Annotated in this window: 13 protein-coding genes; 10 read left to right on the top strand and 3 right to left on the bottom strand. The window is 41.7% G+C overall.

The window, feature by feature from the left end; genetic code table 11:
* Positions 1-129 precede the first annotated feature (129 nt).
* From BM375_RS06025 to BM375_RS05980, 10 genes are all read left to right on the top strand, one after another.
* A complete protein-coding gene (locus BM375_RS06025; RefSeq protein ID WP_093364441.1) occupies positions 130-2,556 on the top strand; it encodes a 3-hydroxyacyl-CoA dehydrogenase/enoyl-CoA hydratase family protein in 2,427 nt (808 codons plus the stop codon).
* A gap of 72 nt (positions 2,557-2,628) precedes the next feature.
* The gene (locus BM375_RS06020) at positions 2,629-2,979 is read left to right on the top strand and encodes a four helix bundle protein (RefSeq protein WP_093364439.1); all 351 of its coding nucleotides are present in this window, start codon (positions 2,629-2,631) and stop codon (positions 2,977-2,979) included.
* An 83-nt stretch (positions 2,980-3,062) separates the two neighbouring features.
* Positions 3,063-4,235, top strand: coding sequence for an acetyl-CoA C-acyltransferase (locus BM375_RS06015; RefSeq protein ID WP_093364438.1), 1,173 nt, complete (start codon positions 3,063-3,065; stop codon positions 4,233-4,235).
* 93 nt (positions 4,236-4,328) lie between these two features.
* Positions 4,329-4,682 (top strand): four helix bundle protein, encoded by a 354-nt coding sequence (locus tag BM375_RS06010; RefSeq protein ID WP_093364436.1) that lies wholly within the window; start codon positions 4,329-4,331, stop codon positions 4,680-4,682.
* 88 nt (positions 4,683-4,770) lie between these two features.
* A complete protein-coding gene (locus BM375_RS06005; protein ID WP_093364435.1) occupies positions 4,771-6,549 on the top strand; it encodes an acyl-CoA dehydrogenase family protein in 1,779 nt (592 codons plus the stop codon).
* A 530-nt stretch (positions 6,550-7,079) separates the two neighbouring features.
* Positions 7,080-9,671 (top strand): TonB-dependent receptor, encoded by a 2,592-nt coding sequence (locus BM375_RS06000; RefSeq protein ID WP_093364433.1) that lies wholly within the window; start codon positions 7,080-7,082, stop codon positions 9,669-9,671.
* A gap of 70 nt (positions 9,672-9,741) precedes the next feature.
* On the top strand, positions 9,742-10,995 hold the full coding sequence (locus BM375_RS05995) for a YeiH family protein (RefSeq protein WP_093364431.1): 1,254 nt from the start codon (positions 9,742-9,744) through the stop codon (positions 10,993-10,995).
* A gap of 498 nt (positions 10,996-11,493) precedes the next feature.
* Complete coding sequence (locus tag BM375_RS05990; RefSeq protein ID WP_093364430.1) at positions 11,494-11,922, top strand: CBS domain-containing protein; 429 nt, start codon at positions 11,494-11,496, stop codon at positions 11,920-11,922.
* Positions 11,923-11,993: 71 nt separating this feature from the next.
* Positions 11,994-12,542: an RNA polymerase sigma factor gene (locus tag BM375_RS05985; RefSeq protein WP_093364428.1), complete on the top strand. Its 549-nt coding sequence runs from the start codon at positions 11,994-11,996 to the stop codon at positions 12,540-12,542.
* Positions 12,532-13,170 (top strand): hypothetical protein, encoded by a 639-nt coding sequence (locus BM375_RS05980; RefSeq protein WP_093364427.1) that lies wholly within the window; start codon positions 12,532-12,534, stop codon positions 13,168-13,170. The genes BM375_RS05985 and BM375_RS05980 overlap by 11 nt, the downstream gene beginning before the upstream one ends.
* A gap of 33 nt (positions 13,171-13,203) precedes the next feature.
* On the opposite strand, the gene BM375_RS05975 is transcribed toward BM375_RS05980, so the two are convergent.
* From BM375_RS05975 to pepT, 3 genes are all read right to left on the bottom strand, one after another.
* Positions 13,204-13,767, bottom strand: a complete 564-nt coding sequence (locus tag BM375_RS05975; protein ID WP_093364425.1) for a nitroreductase family protein — start codon at positions 13,765-13,767, stop codon at positions 13,204-13,206.
* 3 nt (positions 13,768-13,770) lie between these two features.
* Positions 13,771-14,094, bottom strand: coding sequence for a carboxypeptidase-like regulatory domain-containing protein (locus BM375_RS05970; protein ID WP_093364424.1), 324 nt, complete (start codon positions 14,092-14,094; stop codon positions 13,771-13,773).
* 117 nt (positions 14,095-14,211) lie between these two features.
* Positions 14,212-15,480 (bottom strand): peptidase T, encoded by a 1,269-nt coding sequence (gene pepT, locus BM375_RS05965; RefSeq protein WP_093364423.1) that lies wholly within the window; start codon positions 15,478-15,480, stop codon positions 14,212-14,214.
* Positions 15,481-15,628: the final 148 nt, after the last annotated feature.

Below are 15,628 nucleotides of genomic sequence, written 5' to 3'. Positions count from 1 at the left end.
AACAAAGAAGCAAGGACAAAGAAACAAGGACAAAGAAACAAGAATAAGGAGTAGCGATATTAGAAGCTATCGAGTCATCTAAGTACTCAATACTCATATCCCAATACTCAATACTAATATCTAAATACTATGGAGAGACGTATAAAGAAAGTAGCTGTCTTAGGTTCAGGAGTGATGGGTTCCAGGATTGCCTGCCATTTTGCTAATATAGGTGTGCAGGTTCTTTTGTTGGATATTGTACCGCGAGAGCTGTCTACGCAGGAAGAGGCAAAGGGACTAACCTTGGCAAGCCCCGTGGTTCGGAATCGCATTGTGAACAGTTCCCTAGATACAGCACTGAAAACCAATCCATCCCCGATTTATAGCAAAAGCTATGTGAAACGAATTCAAACGGGAAATTTTGAAGACAATATGTCGGCTATCGCGCAGTGTGGTTGGGTGATTGAAGTAGTTGTTGAGCGTTTGGACATCAAAAAAACAGTGTTTGAACAAGTCGAGCAATACCGCAAGCCTGGTACATTGATTACATCCAATACTTCGGGTATTCCCATCCATTTAATGACCGAAGGACGATCGGATGATTTTAAGGCGCATTTCTGCGGTACGCACTTCTTTAATCCACCAAGATATCTGGAGCTGTTGGAGGTCATCCCCACCGCCGAGACAAAGCCTGAGGTAGTGGATTTCCTTTTGCATTATGGTGATAAAATGTTGGGTAAGACAGTGGTACTATGTAAGGATACTCCGGCTTTTATAGGGAATCGTATTGGCGTATATTCGATGTTGGCGTTGACCCATTTAGTGGAACAAATGGGCTTATCAGTAGAAGAGGTCGATAAATATACGGGTCCGGCAATGGGACACCCGAAGTCAGCAACCTTTCGTACGGCAGATGTAGTAGGTTTGGATACCTTGGTCAATGTTGCGAATGGGTTGACGCAAAATGTGCCTAACGATGAAGCAAAAGAAATTTTCCAATTGCCATCTTATATTACGAAAATGGTAGAAAATAAGTGGTTGGGCGAAAAATCGAAACAAGGTTTTTACAAGAAAGTGAAGGATGAACAAGGGAATTCGGTTATCCTTTCATTGGATTTGAAGACATTGGAATATCGGGAACAGGAAAAGGTCAGGTCGGTCACCCTAGAAGCGACCAAACCTGTGGAAGATATCCGAAAAAGAATGAAAGTCTACGAAAAAGGTACTGATACGGCTGGAATGTTGTTCCGGGCGATGCATTATCCTTTGTTTGAATATGTTTCCCGTCGAGTACCGGAGATTACGGAAGATTTTTACCGTATTGATGATGCCATGCGTGCGGGATTTGGATGGGAATTAGGGCCCTTCGAAGTCTGGGATGCATTGGGGGTACGTGAAACGTTAGACAAAATTCGTGCGGAGGAAAGAAGACTGCCAGGGCAGCAAGGTGAAGTGTCACAATGGGTACACGACATGCTGGCTGCGGGTTGTGAGTCCTTTTACAAGGTTGTGGATGGTGTGCGTCATTACTATGATATTGCTGCGAAAGGTTATCGTCCTATTCCAGGAGCGGAGGATCTTATCGTTTTAGACCATATCCGTGATAGCAAAACGCTGTGGAAAAATTCGGGTGTGACTATTACTGATTTAGGGGATGGAATCATCAACTGTGAATTCCATACTAAGATGAACACCATCGGGGGAGATGTGATACAAGGCATTAACAAGGCTATTGATCTTGCGGAGACAGAATATCGTGGATTGGTTATTACCAATGATGGCAAAAATTTTTCGGCAGGAGCTAATATCGGCATGATCTTCATGATGGCTGTAGAGCAAGATTTTGATGAGTTGAATATGGCTGTCCGTATGTTCCAGAATACAGCGATGCGCATTCGTTATTCGGCTATCCCGGTTGTGGTTGCGCCGTTTCAACTTACCTTGGGCGGAGGCTGTGAATTTTCGATGCACGCCGATTTTGTACAGCTGCATGCGGAGACGTATATGGGCTTAGTGGAGTTTGGTGTCGGCGTAATTCCAGGCGGTGGCGGTTCCAAAGAATTTGCACTTCGGGCTTCGGATGAGTATAAAGCAGATCAGATTGTACAGAATACGCTAAAAGAGCGTTTCCTAACGGTTGGTCAGGCTAAGGTGTCTACGTCTGCCGCGGAAGCCGCAGAGTTGGGGTACCTACAGGAAGGTAAATTTGGTATCACGATGAATCGTAAACGTTTGCTGGCAGATGCTAAGGCGAAAGCATTGGAATTGGCAAACGCAGGCTATGTACAACCTACCCCTCGAAATGATATTAAAGTACTCGGCAATCAAGGTTTGGGGATTGTATATCTGGGAGCTGCTTCGATGCGCGAATCGAACTATATTTCCGAACATGACCAGAAGATATCTGAAAAATTAGGTTGGGTGATGTGTGGGGGTAACCTCTCTGAACCAACTGAAGTCTCTGAGCAATATCTACTGGACATCGAACGTAAGGCATTTTTAGAATTATGTGCAGAGCGCAAAACCTTGGAACGTATTCAGCACATGCTAACGAAGGGGAAAGCGTTGAGAAATTAGTGTTTAGTGGTGAGTACGGATTCGTGGGTATTGAGTAATTAATGTGAATATTGAGTAACGAAAAATTGAGCTATGCATAAATTTAAGGAACTGAAAGTTTGGCAAAAAGCTATGGATCTGACAGAGGAAATATACGCCTGTACAAGCAATCTTCCAGATATTGAAAGGTTTACACTTTTAGTACAGGTTCGTAGATGTGCTGTGTCAGTACCGTCTAATATTGCTGAAGGAGCTGGTAGAAATTCTAAAGGAGAGTTTATCCAATTCTTAGGGATTGCCAACGGGTCTGTTTACGAACTGCAAACTCAAATCGAGTTACTAAAAAGATTAAAATATATTGATATTGTAACCTATGATAGGTTAGATGTTGCATCAGAAGAAATCCAAAAGATGATTTATAAATTAATTCAATCGTTGAAATAAAAAATAGTGGTGAGCTTTTATTTGTATAAACAATCAAGAGAATTTCTCAATACTATATACTCACTACCCAATACTACACAAATATGGAAGCATACATCATAGCAGGATATCGCACAGCAGTTGGAAAAGCTCCTCGGGGAGGTTTTCGGTTTATGCGTGCGGACGATTTAGCGGCAGAAGTTATCAAACACATGGTATCGACCATTCCACAGCTGGATGTTGATAAAATCGATGACGTTATTGTTGGAAATGCAATGCCGGAGGCAGAGCAAGGGCTTAACGTGGCGAGGCTGATTTCACTTATGGGGTTAAATACAGATAAGGTACCAGGGGTGACGATTAATCGATATTGTGCCTCTGGGTTGGAAACTATTGCTACAGCTGTGGCGAAGATCAAGTCTGGTATGGCAGATTGTGTTATTGCGGGTGGGGTAGAGGTTATGTCGGGTATGCCATTTGGCGGATGGAAGATTGTACCTAACCCTGTGGTTGCCAAGGAACATCCGGATTGGTACTGGGGAATGGGCTTGACCGCAGAAGCTGTAGCCAAGGAGTTTAATGTTTCCCGGGAGGATCAAGATGCTTTTGCGCTTAAATCGCATCAGAAGGCGATAGCAGCTATTCAGAATGGTCACTTGAAAGAGGGTATAGTACCTATCAAGGTAACAGAAAACTATCTTAAGGATAATAAGATTGCGACCCGAGAATATATCGTGGATACCGACGAAGGTCCGCGTGCTGATTCTTCCGCAGAAGCGTTAGCGAAGTTGCGGCCTGTTTTTGCCGCAGGGGGAAGTATCACGGCAGGAAATTCGTCGCAAACATCCGATGGTGCGGCGTTTGTGATGGTCGTTTCCGAGAAGATGTTGAAAGAGTTGGATGTTAAGCCTATTGCACGCTTGGTTAGCTATGCAGTGGCTGGAGTACCTCCGCGTATCATGGGTATTGGTCCGGTGGCAGCTATTCCGAAAGCACTGGAAATGGCGGGACTTCAGAAAGAGGACGTTGATCTCTTTGAGCTAAATGAAGCTTTTGCTTCGCAATCTTTGGCCGTGATCCGTGAATTGGGATTGGATGAAAACAAAATCAATGTTAACGGAGGTGCTATTGCCTTAGGGCATCCACTGGGCTGTACAGGTGCGAAACTGACCGTGCAACTCTTGAATGAGCTTAAACGGCAGAATAAGAAGTACGGTATGGTCACTATGTGTGTGGGCGCTGGTCAAGGAGCGGCGGGGATATTTGAGTTGTTGTAGTATTGCGTATTGAGAAAAGATCAAAGGAACAAGAGCAAAGAGACAAGAATAAATCTTTCTCCTTTCATCTTTGCTCTAAAACTATAAAAAGACATGAAGCATAACTTTAAAAATCTTAAAATTTGGGTATTGGCAATGGAAGTTGCTTCTCATATCCATAAACTTTGCTTGGAATTTCCTAAAACGGAGCAATATGGATTGATAAGCCAAATGAATAGGGCAGCAGTTTCTATTCCTTCGAATATTGCGGAAGGTTCAAACAGGGGGATTACTCATTTTCGACATTTTTTAAATATTGCTCTTGGCTCTTCGTTTGAGTTGGGAACACAGCTTCTTATAGCGAATCAAAATAATTATATATCAGAAATTAAAACAAACGAAATAGAAAATAGAATCATAGAGTTACAAAAGATGATTTCAGGGTTTATTAAGAAATTAGGGGAATGATTGTAAAGAAGTAAGAGTGGAGGGACAGGAATAAAAAGAGGACTTTCATCTTGGCTCTTTCTTCTTTACTCTTTAATCTAGAACAAAAATGAAACAAGCAATCAAAGGAGGGGAATTCGTTATTCGTGAGACCCCGTATTCGGAAATTTTTATTCCTGAAGAATTTGACGAGGAGGCGAAAATGATTCGCCAGACTTGTTTGGATTTTTTGGATGCAGAGGTGCTGAACAAATTAGATAGAATCGATGCGCAGGAAGAAGGGTTGATGCAGAGTCTTCTGGAAAAAGCTGGAGAACTAGGCATGTTAGGGATATCGGTTCCAGAGCAGTATGGTGGATTTGGAAAGAATTTCAATACATCGATGTTGGTAGGCGAGGCTGTTGGTGGAGGTTTTTCTTTTGCGGTAGCTTTGTCTGCACATACAGGGATTGGCACCTTGCCGATTCTTTATTACGGCAATGATGCACAAAAAGAAAAGTATATCCCTAAGTTGGCATCGGGTGAGTGGAAAGCATCTTATTGTTTGACAGAGCCGAATGCCGGATCGGATGCAAACTCTGGACGTACATCCGCAAAATTGAATGCTGAAGGAACGCATTATATCATCAATGGACAGAAAATGTGGATTACCAATGGTGGTTTTGCAGATATTTTCATCGTTTTTGCAAAAATAGATGACGATAAAAATCTCAGTGCTTTTATTGTCGAAAAAGACTTTGGCGGAATAACTATGAACCCAGAGGAACATAAATTGGGTATCAAAGGTTCGTCCACAAGACAGGTATTCTTCAACGATTGTCCTGTGCCTGTTGAAAACCTGCTTTCGGAGCGGGGGAACGGATTTAAGATAGCGGTTAATATCCTGAATATAGGGCGTATCAAATTAGGGGCAGCCACAATAGGTTCTGCACGTTCGGTTATCACCCAAGCGGTAAAGTATGCTAATGAACGTGTACAGTTTAATCTGCCGATTTCCAAGTTTGGCGCTATCCGACATAAGCTCGCCGAAATGGTAATTCGTCTATATGCCAATGAATCTGCTGCCTATCGGGCAGGACAGAATATTGATGATGCTTATGACGCTTTGGTTGCGGGTGGAATGGATGAGGCGAAAGCTAAATTGAAATCTACCGAGCAATTTGCTATAGAATGTGCCATTATCAAGGTGTGGTGTTCTGAAATGTTGGACTATGTGGTGGATGAAGGTGTACAGATATATGGAGGAATGGGATATTCTGCTGAAGCACCAATGGAAAGAGCGTATCGTGACTCCCGTATCAATCGGATTTTTGAGGGTACAAACGAAGTAAATCGTCTTTTAGTCGTCGATATGTTGTTAAAGCGAGCTATGAAAGGCGAACTGGATCTGATGGGACCTGCTACGGCAGTAGCCAATGAGCTGATGGGTATTCCTGACTTTGGAGAGGAGGATACAGTTCCTTTTGCGGCAGAAAAGAAAATTCTGGCAAACCTCAAAAAAGCCGGTTTGATGGTAGCAGGAGCTGCAGTGCAAAAACTGATGATGTCGCTATCGAAGGAAGAGGAGATACTGATGAACATCGCGGATATTATTGGCTATGTCTATGTGGCAGAATCTACGTTGCTACGCGCGGAGAAAATCTATCATACACAAGGCGAGAACGTAGCAGCATTTCCATTGGATATAGCTCGTGTGTACCTTTACAATACCATAGATAAGGTCGCTGTAGCAGGTAAAGAGGCACTCTATGCTTTTGCCGAAGGCGATGAGCTGAAAATGATGTTGATGGGGCTGCGCCGTTTTACCAAGGCAGAACCGTTTAATACGAAAGAAGCACGCCAACGGATTGCGCGTCAACTTATTGAAGAGAATAAATACTGTTTTTAATATTAGGGTTATTGGTTGATTGAAAAAGCCCCGCAAATTGCGGGGCTTTCGTTTGTGTATTAAGGAAAAAAACTAATCAGCAATATTGCTATTGTCGTTTTAGTTCCACACAACGATTGCATAACAGATGCTTTTGTAACAAATAGGAACACCGATGTTCTATTTCCATTGTTATGTATAGCTGATATGGGAAAAATAAAAACTACTAAATTAGTAGTCTTTTTGAAAATGTTTAATATATTTGTCCTGTTCGTTTCAATTGGCGTTGGCAACGATAGTATAAAATTTTAAACAAAACAATGAAAAGCTACAACCTAATTCCACAAACAGCTATTCGAGCTGGACGTAATATCATCAATCTTTATAGCCTTTCGCTTCGTATGCGAATGTGTGCATGAGAACTTATCCCCCTCTACATTTAAAACATAGAAAAGGGAAGCTTGGTGCTTCCCTCTATGTTCAATAAGTAAATTATACAAGTTCAATTGGCGTTGGCACTTGGTAGTATTCACTATTAAACATTCAAAAATATGAAAAAATATAGATTTTTGATCTATCCTTATATCTTATTCATAGCCTTATATTCAAATATCATGGCTTTTGCACAGATTCAACCCTCACCAATTATCAATGCAACACTAGAGGGTATTGTAGTCGATGCCTTGTCAAAAGAAGCTATCGAAGGTGCCACTGTACAACTGGAGGCAGTTACCCATCAAGTGCGTACAGATAAAACTGGAAAATTTGTGTTTGTGACAGGACAAAAATTACCCTTTACGCTAATAGTCTCGGTTGTAGGGTACGAAACGATGAAAATAGTTGTTGAAACATCACCTACAGTGATTGCCTTGCTTCCTAAATCTGAATCTTTGGATCAGGTTGTTGTTACTTCCCGAAGGCGAAAAGAGCAGTTGCAAGAGGTTCCTATTCCCATCTCAACACTTCGTGGAGCAGCATTGGAAGATGCAGGAGCATTCAATGTGAATCGGTTGAAAGAATTAGTTCCCTCCGTACAATTATATACTTCCAATGCGCGTAATACAACATTGAATATCCGTGGGCTGGGATCTACCTATGGTCTTACGAATGACGGAATTGATCCGGGAGTAGGGTTTTATTTGGACGGGGTGTATTTAGCCCGTCCAGCAGCTACTTGGTTAGATTTTATTGATATTGAGCAGATTGAAGTATTGCGTGGCCCACAGGGAACGTTGTTCGGTAAAAATACCACAGCAGGAGCTTTTAATATTACATCACGACTGCCAGAGTTTGAACCTAATGCAAATTTTGAGCTGAGTTATGGAAATTATGGATACATCCAGGCCAAAACTTCATTGACAGGCCCTTTGTTCAAAGAGAAGTTAGCTGCGCGCCTTTCATTTTCTGGAACGCAGCGCGATGGCGTATTTTATAATGTGCATTCCGATCGTCCTATAAATGATATCAATAATATGGGGGTAAGAGGACAGCTATTATATACACCGACAGAGAATCTAAGAATATTACTTGCGGCTGATGTAACCACCCAACGGCCAGATGGGTATGGTTGGGCTATAGCTGGTGTTGTTAAAACCCAACGTTCGGACTATCAGCAGTTTGATGCGATTATTAAGGATTTAGGTTATGAGGTGCCCTATAATAGTGCCTTTGAACGGAAAGTAGATTTGGATACACGTTCCAAAGCGGATAATGAACTTGGGGGAGTTTCTCTCAATGTCGATTATAAGATAGGAAATGGGACACTTACTTCGACCTCCGCATGGCGATATTGGAACTGGGGACCTTTAAACGACAGAGATTATCTAGGGATTCCAGTATATACTGTTTCTGCAGGGAACTCGATACATGATCAGTGGTCTCAAGAATTCCGTTATTCCGGCCATCTTAATGAGAAGATAAGCGGAGTCGTTGGTGTATTCGGTTTGTGGCAGGATTTAAGAACAGACCCTGTACATACCGAGGAAGCAGGGGATGCATTGTGGCGTTTTCAACAAAGAGATCCGTCGGCGATTCAATGGGGGCCAGGTTTGATAGATAAGGTTGGTATTCGTACTAGATACGGAATAAAGAGTGCAAGTTTAGCTGTTTTCTCCCAGATCGATTGGGCTATTACCCCTCACCTGCATATATTGCCGGGGTTACGCTATAACTATGATAAGAAAGTTGCTAATTACGACCGTAAGAAATATATTGATAATAATATGGCATATAGTGACGTGCAGCTCTCTGCAATAAATAGTATTTATTCTGACCAAGCGTTTCAGGTTAATGCTGATGCTGGAAACCTCTCCGGCCAACTGTCCTTGCAGTATAAATTTAATCGAGCATATAATGTCTACGCGACCTATTCCAAGACCTATAAGCCTATAGGTATAAATGTAGGCGGGTTACCTGTGGTTGACGGGCAAATAGCTACAGAACTGGCAGAGGTGCGTCCCGAATCGGTAAATCATATAGAGTTTGGTGTTAAGACGACGCCTATAAGTGGACTTTTGTTGAATCTAACAGTTTATCAGACGAATATTAAAGATTACCAAACACAGGTGCAAACGCCAGATCCAGGGGTAAACAGAGGCTATCTGGCGAATGCGGAGAAAGTGCGTGTAAAAGGGCTGGAATTGGATGGAAGTTTTAGACCTTGGAAATTCTTAATGCTGAATGGCGCTTTGGCCTACACCGATGGTAGGTATGTAGCCTTTGCTAATGCCCCTGTCCCTTTGGAGGAGGTTGGAGGAACTCAAGCTTTTAAAGATATATCGGGTGGAGAACTTCCAGGGATTTCAAAATGGTCATGGTCACTGTCTGCAGAGCTGACAATGAAGGGTAAACTGCTGTCTCTTCCTGGTAACTATTTTACTGGAACAGACTTTTTCTATAGATCGAAATTTTCCTCTAGTCCTTCGCCTTCGCAATATCTCAATATAGAGGCATATTCTTTATTGAATGCACGAGTGGGATTTCGAGCGGCCAATGGATTGTCTCTTATTGTATGGAGTAGAAATTTAGCAAATCAGGATTATTACGAACAATTACTTGCCGCACCAGGGAATTTTGGCCAATACGCAGGTGTGGTTGGTGATCCGCAAACTTACGGAGTTACGCTTCGTTACAATTGGAGATAAAAAATACAGGGGGCTTTTATGAAAAATGCCTATATTGGTCACATTTTATTAAGAACCCTAATTACACAACATGTCTTCTTCATCAAGAATTACCTTCAGCGAAGATTGGGTAGTGGTTATACTCGGTCTGGGAATTATCTTTCTGGCTCTTTACGGAGTTGTTATCCCGAATCCGACTTTCTCCTGGGAAAGTGTGGATATGCTCTTTAGTAGAGTTTTGTCGGAATATAATTTTTTGGCTATAGGTGCGCAGTTTTTGTTGGTGTTTTCTGCTGCGCTTGTAGGAGCGTTGCTCTTGGGCAAACCGTTGAAACCCTTGTTGATCGTGTTCCCTTCCGTTTTTGTGATTACGATATTTGCTTTGATTCTGGCAGGGAATAGCACTATACGAGATTATAATCTTGAGGCGGTTATTTTTAGTTTAGGGATAGGTTTGTTGATCAGTAATGTGTTTAAGCTGCCTGTATGGTTTAAGGAAGCACTTGCAACAGAAATGTATGTGAAAGTTGGGCTGGTTTTGTTGGGAACGACGGTCATTTTTGGCGATATCTTAAAAGCGGGCGCCTTGGGCCTAGTACAAGCTTTGGTCGTTGTAGTGTCTGTGTGGTATTTTGCCTTCTGGCTGTGCAAGAAGTTGAAAATCGATCAGGAAATGTCTATGATGCTTTCTTCGGCAGTCTCTATTTGTGGTGTTTCTGCTGCAATTGCTACTTCAGGAGCGATTAAGGGAGACCCTAAGAAACTATCGTATGTCGTATCGTTGGTGCTGATAACGGCTATTCCCATGATGATTTTTATGCCCTATATGGCGGAATGGATGGGGCTTTCACAGGAAGTAACAGGTGCTTGGTTGGGTGGTAGTATCGATACGACAGGTGCTGTTGTCGCATCGGGTTCCCTCGTAGGGGAGGAAGCTTTGAAAATTAGTACTATCGTAAAATTTTCGCAAAATGTGCTTTTGGGCATTGCTGCATTTGCCATTAGTATTTACTGGACTTACTCGCACTCGAAAAGTGCAGAACATGCTGAAAAACCAACGCTCAAAATTATTTGGGAACGCTTCCCGAAATTTGTCATAGGCTTTGTATTTGCATCGGTGCTTTTCTCTTTTTTCATCAGTGCAGAGCAGGTTGCAAATGTTAAAGACGAATTGAAAAGTATACAGGGTTTGTGGTTTGCCTTGGCTTTTACATCCATAGGCTTGGAAACTAATTTTAAAGATTTGTTTGTCCACAGTAACAAGAAACCGCTTTATGCCTTCTTAATTGCACAAGGGTTTAATATTGTAGTGACGCTTATCATTGCTTTGCTACTATTTAATTGAAAATAGGGGTAAGCGTAAAAAAAAATTAAAGGGACTGGTGTTGAAGGGAAATGGAGGTTTTGTTTCTACAATATGTTGATTTTTCCCCATCACAAAACCTTTCCGTCCCTCGCCTGGACAGGACATTACTTTTTGCCCTACACTTTTATTGAAGACTTCCGAAGTTTCTGAACGGCGAAGCCCTCAACGAAGTTAAACTTCGGAAGTCTAAACTCTACTCGCACCAACCTTTCCTTGACGGAAAATGGCGCCTAATTTTTGTGAAGTATTGTAGAAATTAGCCTACGCCCAACCATCATTTTCACAAAAATCAGCGCCGAGTTTTGCCCCACTTTTGCGGTCAAAAGTGGGAAAAGCCCGTCCGGCTTCGGAGGACAAAACATTGGCTAAACAAAACCTCCTTTTATTTTAAACATAAAAATAAGATGCCTTTGCCCCAACGGGAAAAATAATTATTTTTCGTATTTTAGTTTTGAATTTCTAACTAAAAGGACGATTATGAAAAACGTTAAACTTATCCTCCAGACAAAATCTCCTGTTGTTTATGCTGTTGAACAGAACACATCCGTTCTGGAAGCACTACAAATTATGATGGAGAAAAACATCAGCGCATTGTTGGTCATCGACAATGAAAAGTTGATCGGCATCTTCACAGAACGTGACTATGCGCGAAAAATTATCCTGCATGGTAAATCATCCAAAGAAACGCCGATTCATGAGGTTATGACACCTTCTCCTCGTACTATCTCGCCAAACGAGACTATTGAAAGTTGTATGGAGTTGATGACTACACATCATTTTAGACATTTGCCTATTATGGATGATAACAAGGTTATTGGGATGCTTTCTATAGGAGACTTGGTGAAATACATTATAGAAGACCAAAAACAGACGATCAATCATTTACAAAGTTATATCAGTAGTTAAAGGATTTTTATCTCCATATCTTATGGAATTTGGCGACTTACATCATCTTATCGATAGCGTAAAAGGAATACATGGACGAAAAGGAGCTTCTTGTACGATACAGAACTACGGGGGATATTGAAATTCTGGGCAGATTGTACGCTCCGTACATGTCTTTGCTCTATGGTGTCTGCTTTAAATATTTGGAGGATAGAGATACCAGTCAGGATGCTGTTATGCAGATCTTTGAACAATTGGTGGATAAACTTCGTGTTCATGAGGTGGAGAATTTCAAAAGCTGGCTGTATGTTTTTGCCCGGAACTATTGTTTGATGGAGTTACGAAAAGAAAAGCGACAGCAGCACGTGGATATAGAACACAATTTGCTGGAGAGTGAGCAGAAATTGAACGATGCCATAGAAGAGAAATGGTCTGAGCGGGATTTTGAGAATATGCATGATTGTCTGATAACATTGTCCAAAGAGCAGGCTGCTTGTATCCGATTATTCTATCTTGAACAGCAGTGTTATAAAGATATTGCTGATGCGACGGGTTATGACTTGAGTAAGGTGAAGAGCTATATCCAAAATGGAAAACGGAATTTGAAAATTTGTATGGAGAGCAGAAAAAATGGAAAATAATTACCAATTATCCAGAATACATAACTACATCCATGGGCTGATGAGCAGGGAGGAGATGCATGCGTTGGAACGGGAAGCCTTGGAAGACCCTTTCTTGCAGGATGCGATCGATGGTTACCGTTTGCAAAATGGAGTAGATAGTAAATCGCTGAGTCTCCTGCAACAACGCCTTAGTCGTCGGGTTGAGGAGCACGCACAAAGGCAGAATAGGTATTTCTTTGGTTGGCAGCGATTGGCTATAGGAATGGTGGCCGCTGTGATGTTTGTTTCAGTATGTATCTTAATTCTTATCCGCTATCTGCCTCATAAGAAACAGGTTAATGTGACAGAGGTAGAGTTGATGGACGAAACCCTACAAAAAGTTTCGGTGCAAGCGATAGGTAATACAGCCGCTGAGCCTATTGGTGGATGGAAAACTTTGGCGGAACTTTTATCCAAACATTATTCGGGTGTCACTGACCTATTCGAACTGACACTCCGATTCCAGATTGATGAACAGGGTAGGCCATTCAATATTACTTCTGATGTTGACGATCACTTGATATTGATGAACGAATTAATGGATGTCTTGGAAAAAAAATCCAGATGGAAGGGTACGGATGCAGAAATAAAGATTGTGTTTAATTGAATTGCCACGGGTTTAAACCCACGGCAATTCAATTTACTCTTCCCAACGGACAACGTCTGTGAGGGGTTTACGCACGGGTTCCCGAGCTTCACTCTCGTGATGGCCCAAGTAAAACAAGCCAACACATTTTTGATTTTCTTCCAGGTTTAGAAAAGATCCCAAATGGTTGATAAGTCCCGGTGAAGCCCAGTAACCACCGATACCTAAAGAATGTGCTGCCAACCAAAGATTCTGAACAGCACAAGCTGTCGCCGCCAATTCCTCCCATTCCGGTAATTGACCGGTATAGTTGACAACGATGGCTATCGCTACATTGGATGCCGTAGCTTTCTTGACCATATTCTGCTCCGCGAGTTCAGTATATTTCTCAGGGGGAGTAATGGTACGATAAATACGACTCAGTTCTTCACCTAAACGGACCAAACCTTCTTTTCGAAACACGACAAAACGCCATGGTTGTGTGCGTTTATGTGTGGGAGCGGCATTCGCTGCTTCTAAAAGGGTTAAAATATCTTCTTTTGTAATATCTTTATCGGTGAAGCTGTTCTGGTTAACAGTTCTTCGGTATTGGATTGCTTTTAATACTTCGTTGGACATGTGTTAGGCACGGGATGTTTTAGAGCGTTTAATTTTTTCAAGAGAGACATCTACTTGTGTGTCACTTACTACTTCAAGGACAACGCGTTTAGTGCCATAGGCTAATTTGGACACTTTGATAACGTATTTTCCTTCTGGTAAGTTGATACTGAATTCTCCTTTTTCGTTTGTGGTCAACGTGTGTGTGGTGTTATTGATCACAACTTCTGCTTTGGCAATGGCCTGGCCATTCTCGTCGGTTACTTTCCCTTTGACCTCAACATTACCTTGGGCAAAAGAAAATAAGTACATTAGACAGAAAGTAATAAGTGTAACTAACTTTTTCATAATGAAACTTTTATATGTTTTAAATTATTTCAAAAATAAGAATTATTTACGATACTAATATGTAGTATTATCACTACATTTTTTAGTCTTGTATTTAGCCCGAAGATTAAAGTTATATTAGCTTCTTTCTTCCCAAATGGAAGCAATGTGCAAAATTGTCAATACCGCCTTCTCCATGTCTTGTCGGCTTACCCATTCCATTTTTCCGTGAAAAGCGTGTCCCCCCGCAAACACATTGGGACATGGCAACCCCATAAATGATAAGCGTGAACCGTCGGTTCCACCACGGATACTTCTGCGTTCAGGAGTTAAGCCGACACGTTTGATGGCTTCTAATCCAACTTCCATAATCTCTGGATGTTGATCCAAAATTTCCTTCATGTTGCGGTATTGTTCCTGTACTTTGAAATCAAAGGATGCCGAAGGGTATTTTGACATGACAGATGCTACAATAGCTTTTAATGTAGCTTCATGCTCCGCTAACTTATTCGTGTTATGGTCGCGGATGATGAAGTCTATTTCCGTTTGATCTACACCGCCATGAATACCATTGGGGTGGATAAAGCCCTCTTTTCCGGAAGTTGTCTCTGGTGAAAGACTATTTTTCGGTAAGCTTTCGATAATTTCACCAGCAATCTTTAAGGCGCTTATCATTTTGTTTTTGGCAAACCCCGGATGTACGGATACACCATGAATAGTCAATTTTACACCATCGGCCGAAAAAGTCTCATCCTCAATTGTTCCAGCTTTTTCTCCATCCATGGTATAGCCAAAGTCGGCCCCTAATTTCTGTAAGTCGACATAATCTACACCGCGGCCGATTTCCTCATCCGGAGTAAATAAAATCTTGATTTTACCGTGTTTGATCTCGGGATGCGCCATCAGGATACGAGCTGCATCCATAATTTCTGCTACCCCCGCTTTGTCGTCAGCCCCTAATAGTGTCGTTCCGCTGGCTGTTATAATATCATGACCGATTTGGTTTTTTAAGTCCGGATGTTCGGCAAATTTGATCACTACGGATGGATCCTCAGGGAGGGATAAATCCTGTCCTTGATAGTTTTCGTGTATAAGAGGTTTTACGTTCGTGCCAGAACAATCCGGTGAGGTGTCCACATGGGAGCAAAAGCAAATTACAGGGACTTGTTTATCTGTATTGGAAGGAATGGTCGCGTATACATAGCCATGTTCATCCAAATGCGCGTCTGTGATACCTAAGTCGAGAAGTTCCTGCACGAGAATCTTACTTAGGTTCTTCTGTTTTTCTGTCGAAGGAAATGTAGTGGAGCTTAGGTCGGATTGCGTATCGATTTGTACATAGCGCAAGAAGCGTTCCGCAACTTCGAATTCCTTTATATCTTGAATGGTGTTCCTGTTATTTGTCATATAGCAAAGGTAGTAAGATTTTCTTTTTTGCTTTCCTTGGAACAATGAAGGCTGTTAAAAATAATAGTATAATTAACATTTCTTGGGTTTTTTGCATATAAAATAACTTTACTTTTACTGCGATTAGCTAAATAACAAGATATTATAC

Source organism: Sphingobacterium wenxiniae (assembly GCF_900116225.1).
Classification (GTDB): Bacteria; Bacteroidota; Bacteroidia; order Sphingobacteriales; family Sphingobacteriaceae; genus Sphingobacterium; species Sphingobacterium wenxiniae.
This window is presented reverse-complemented; position numbering and strand designations above follow the sequence as displayed.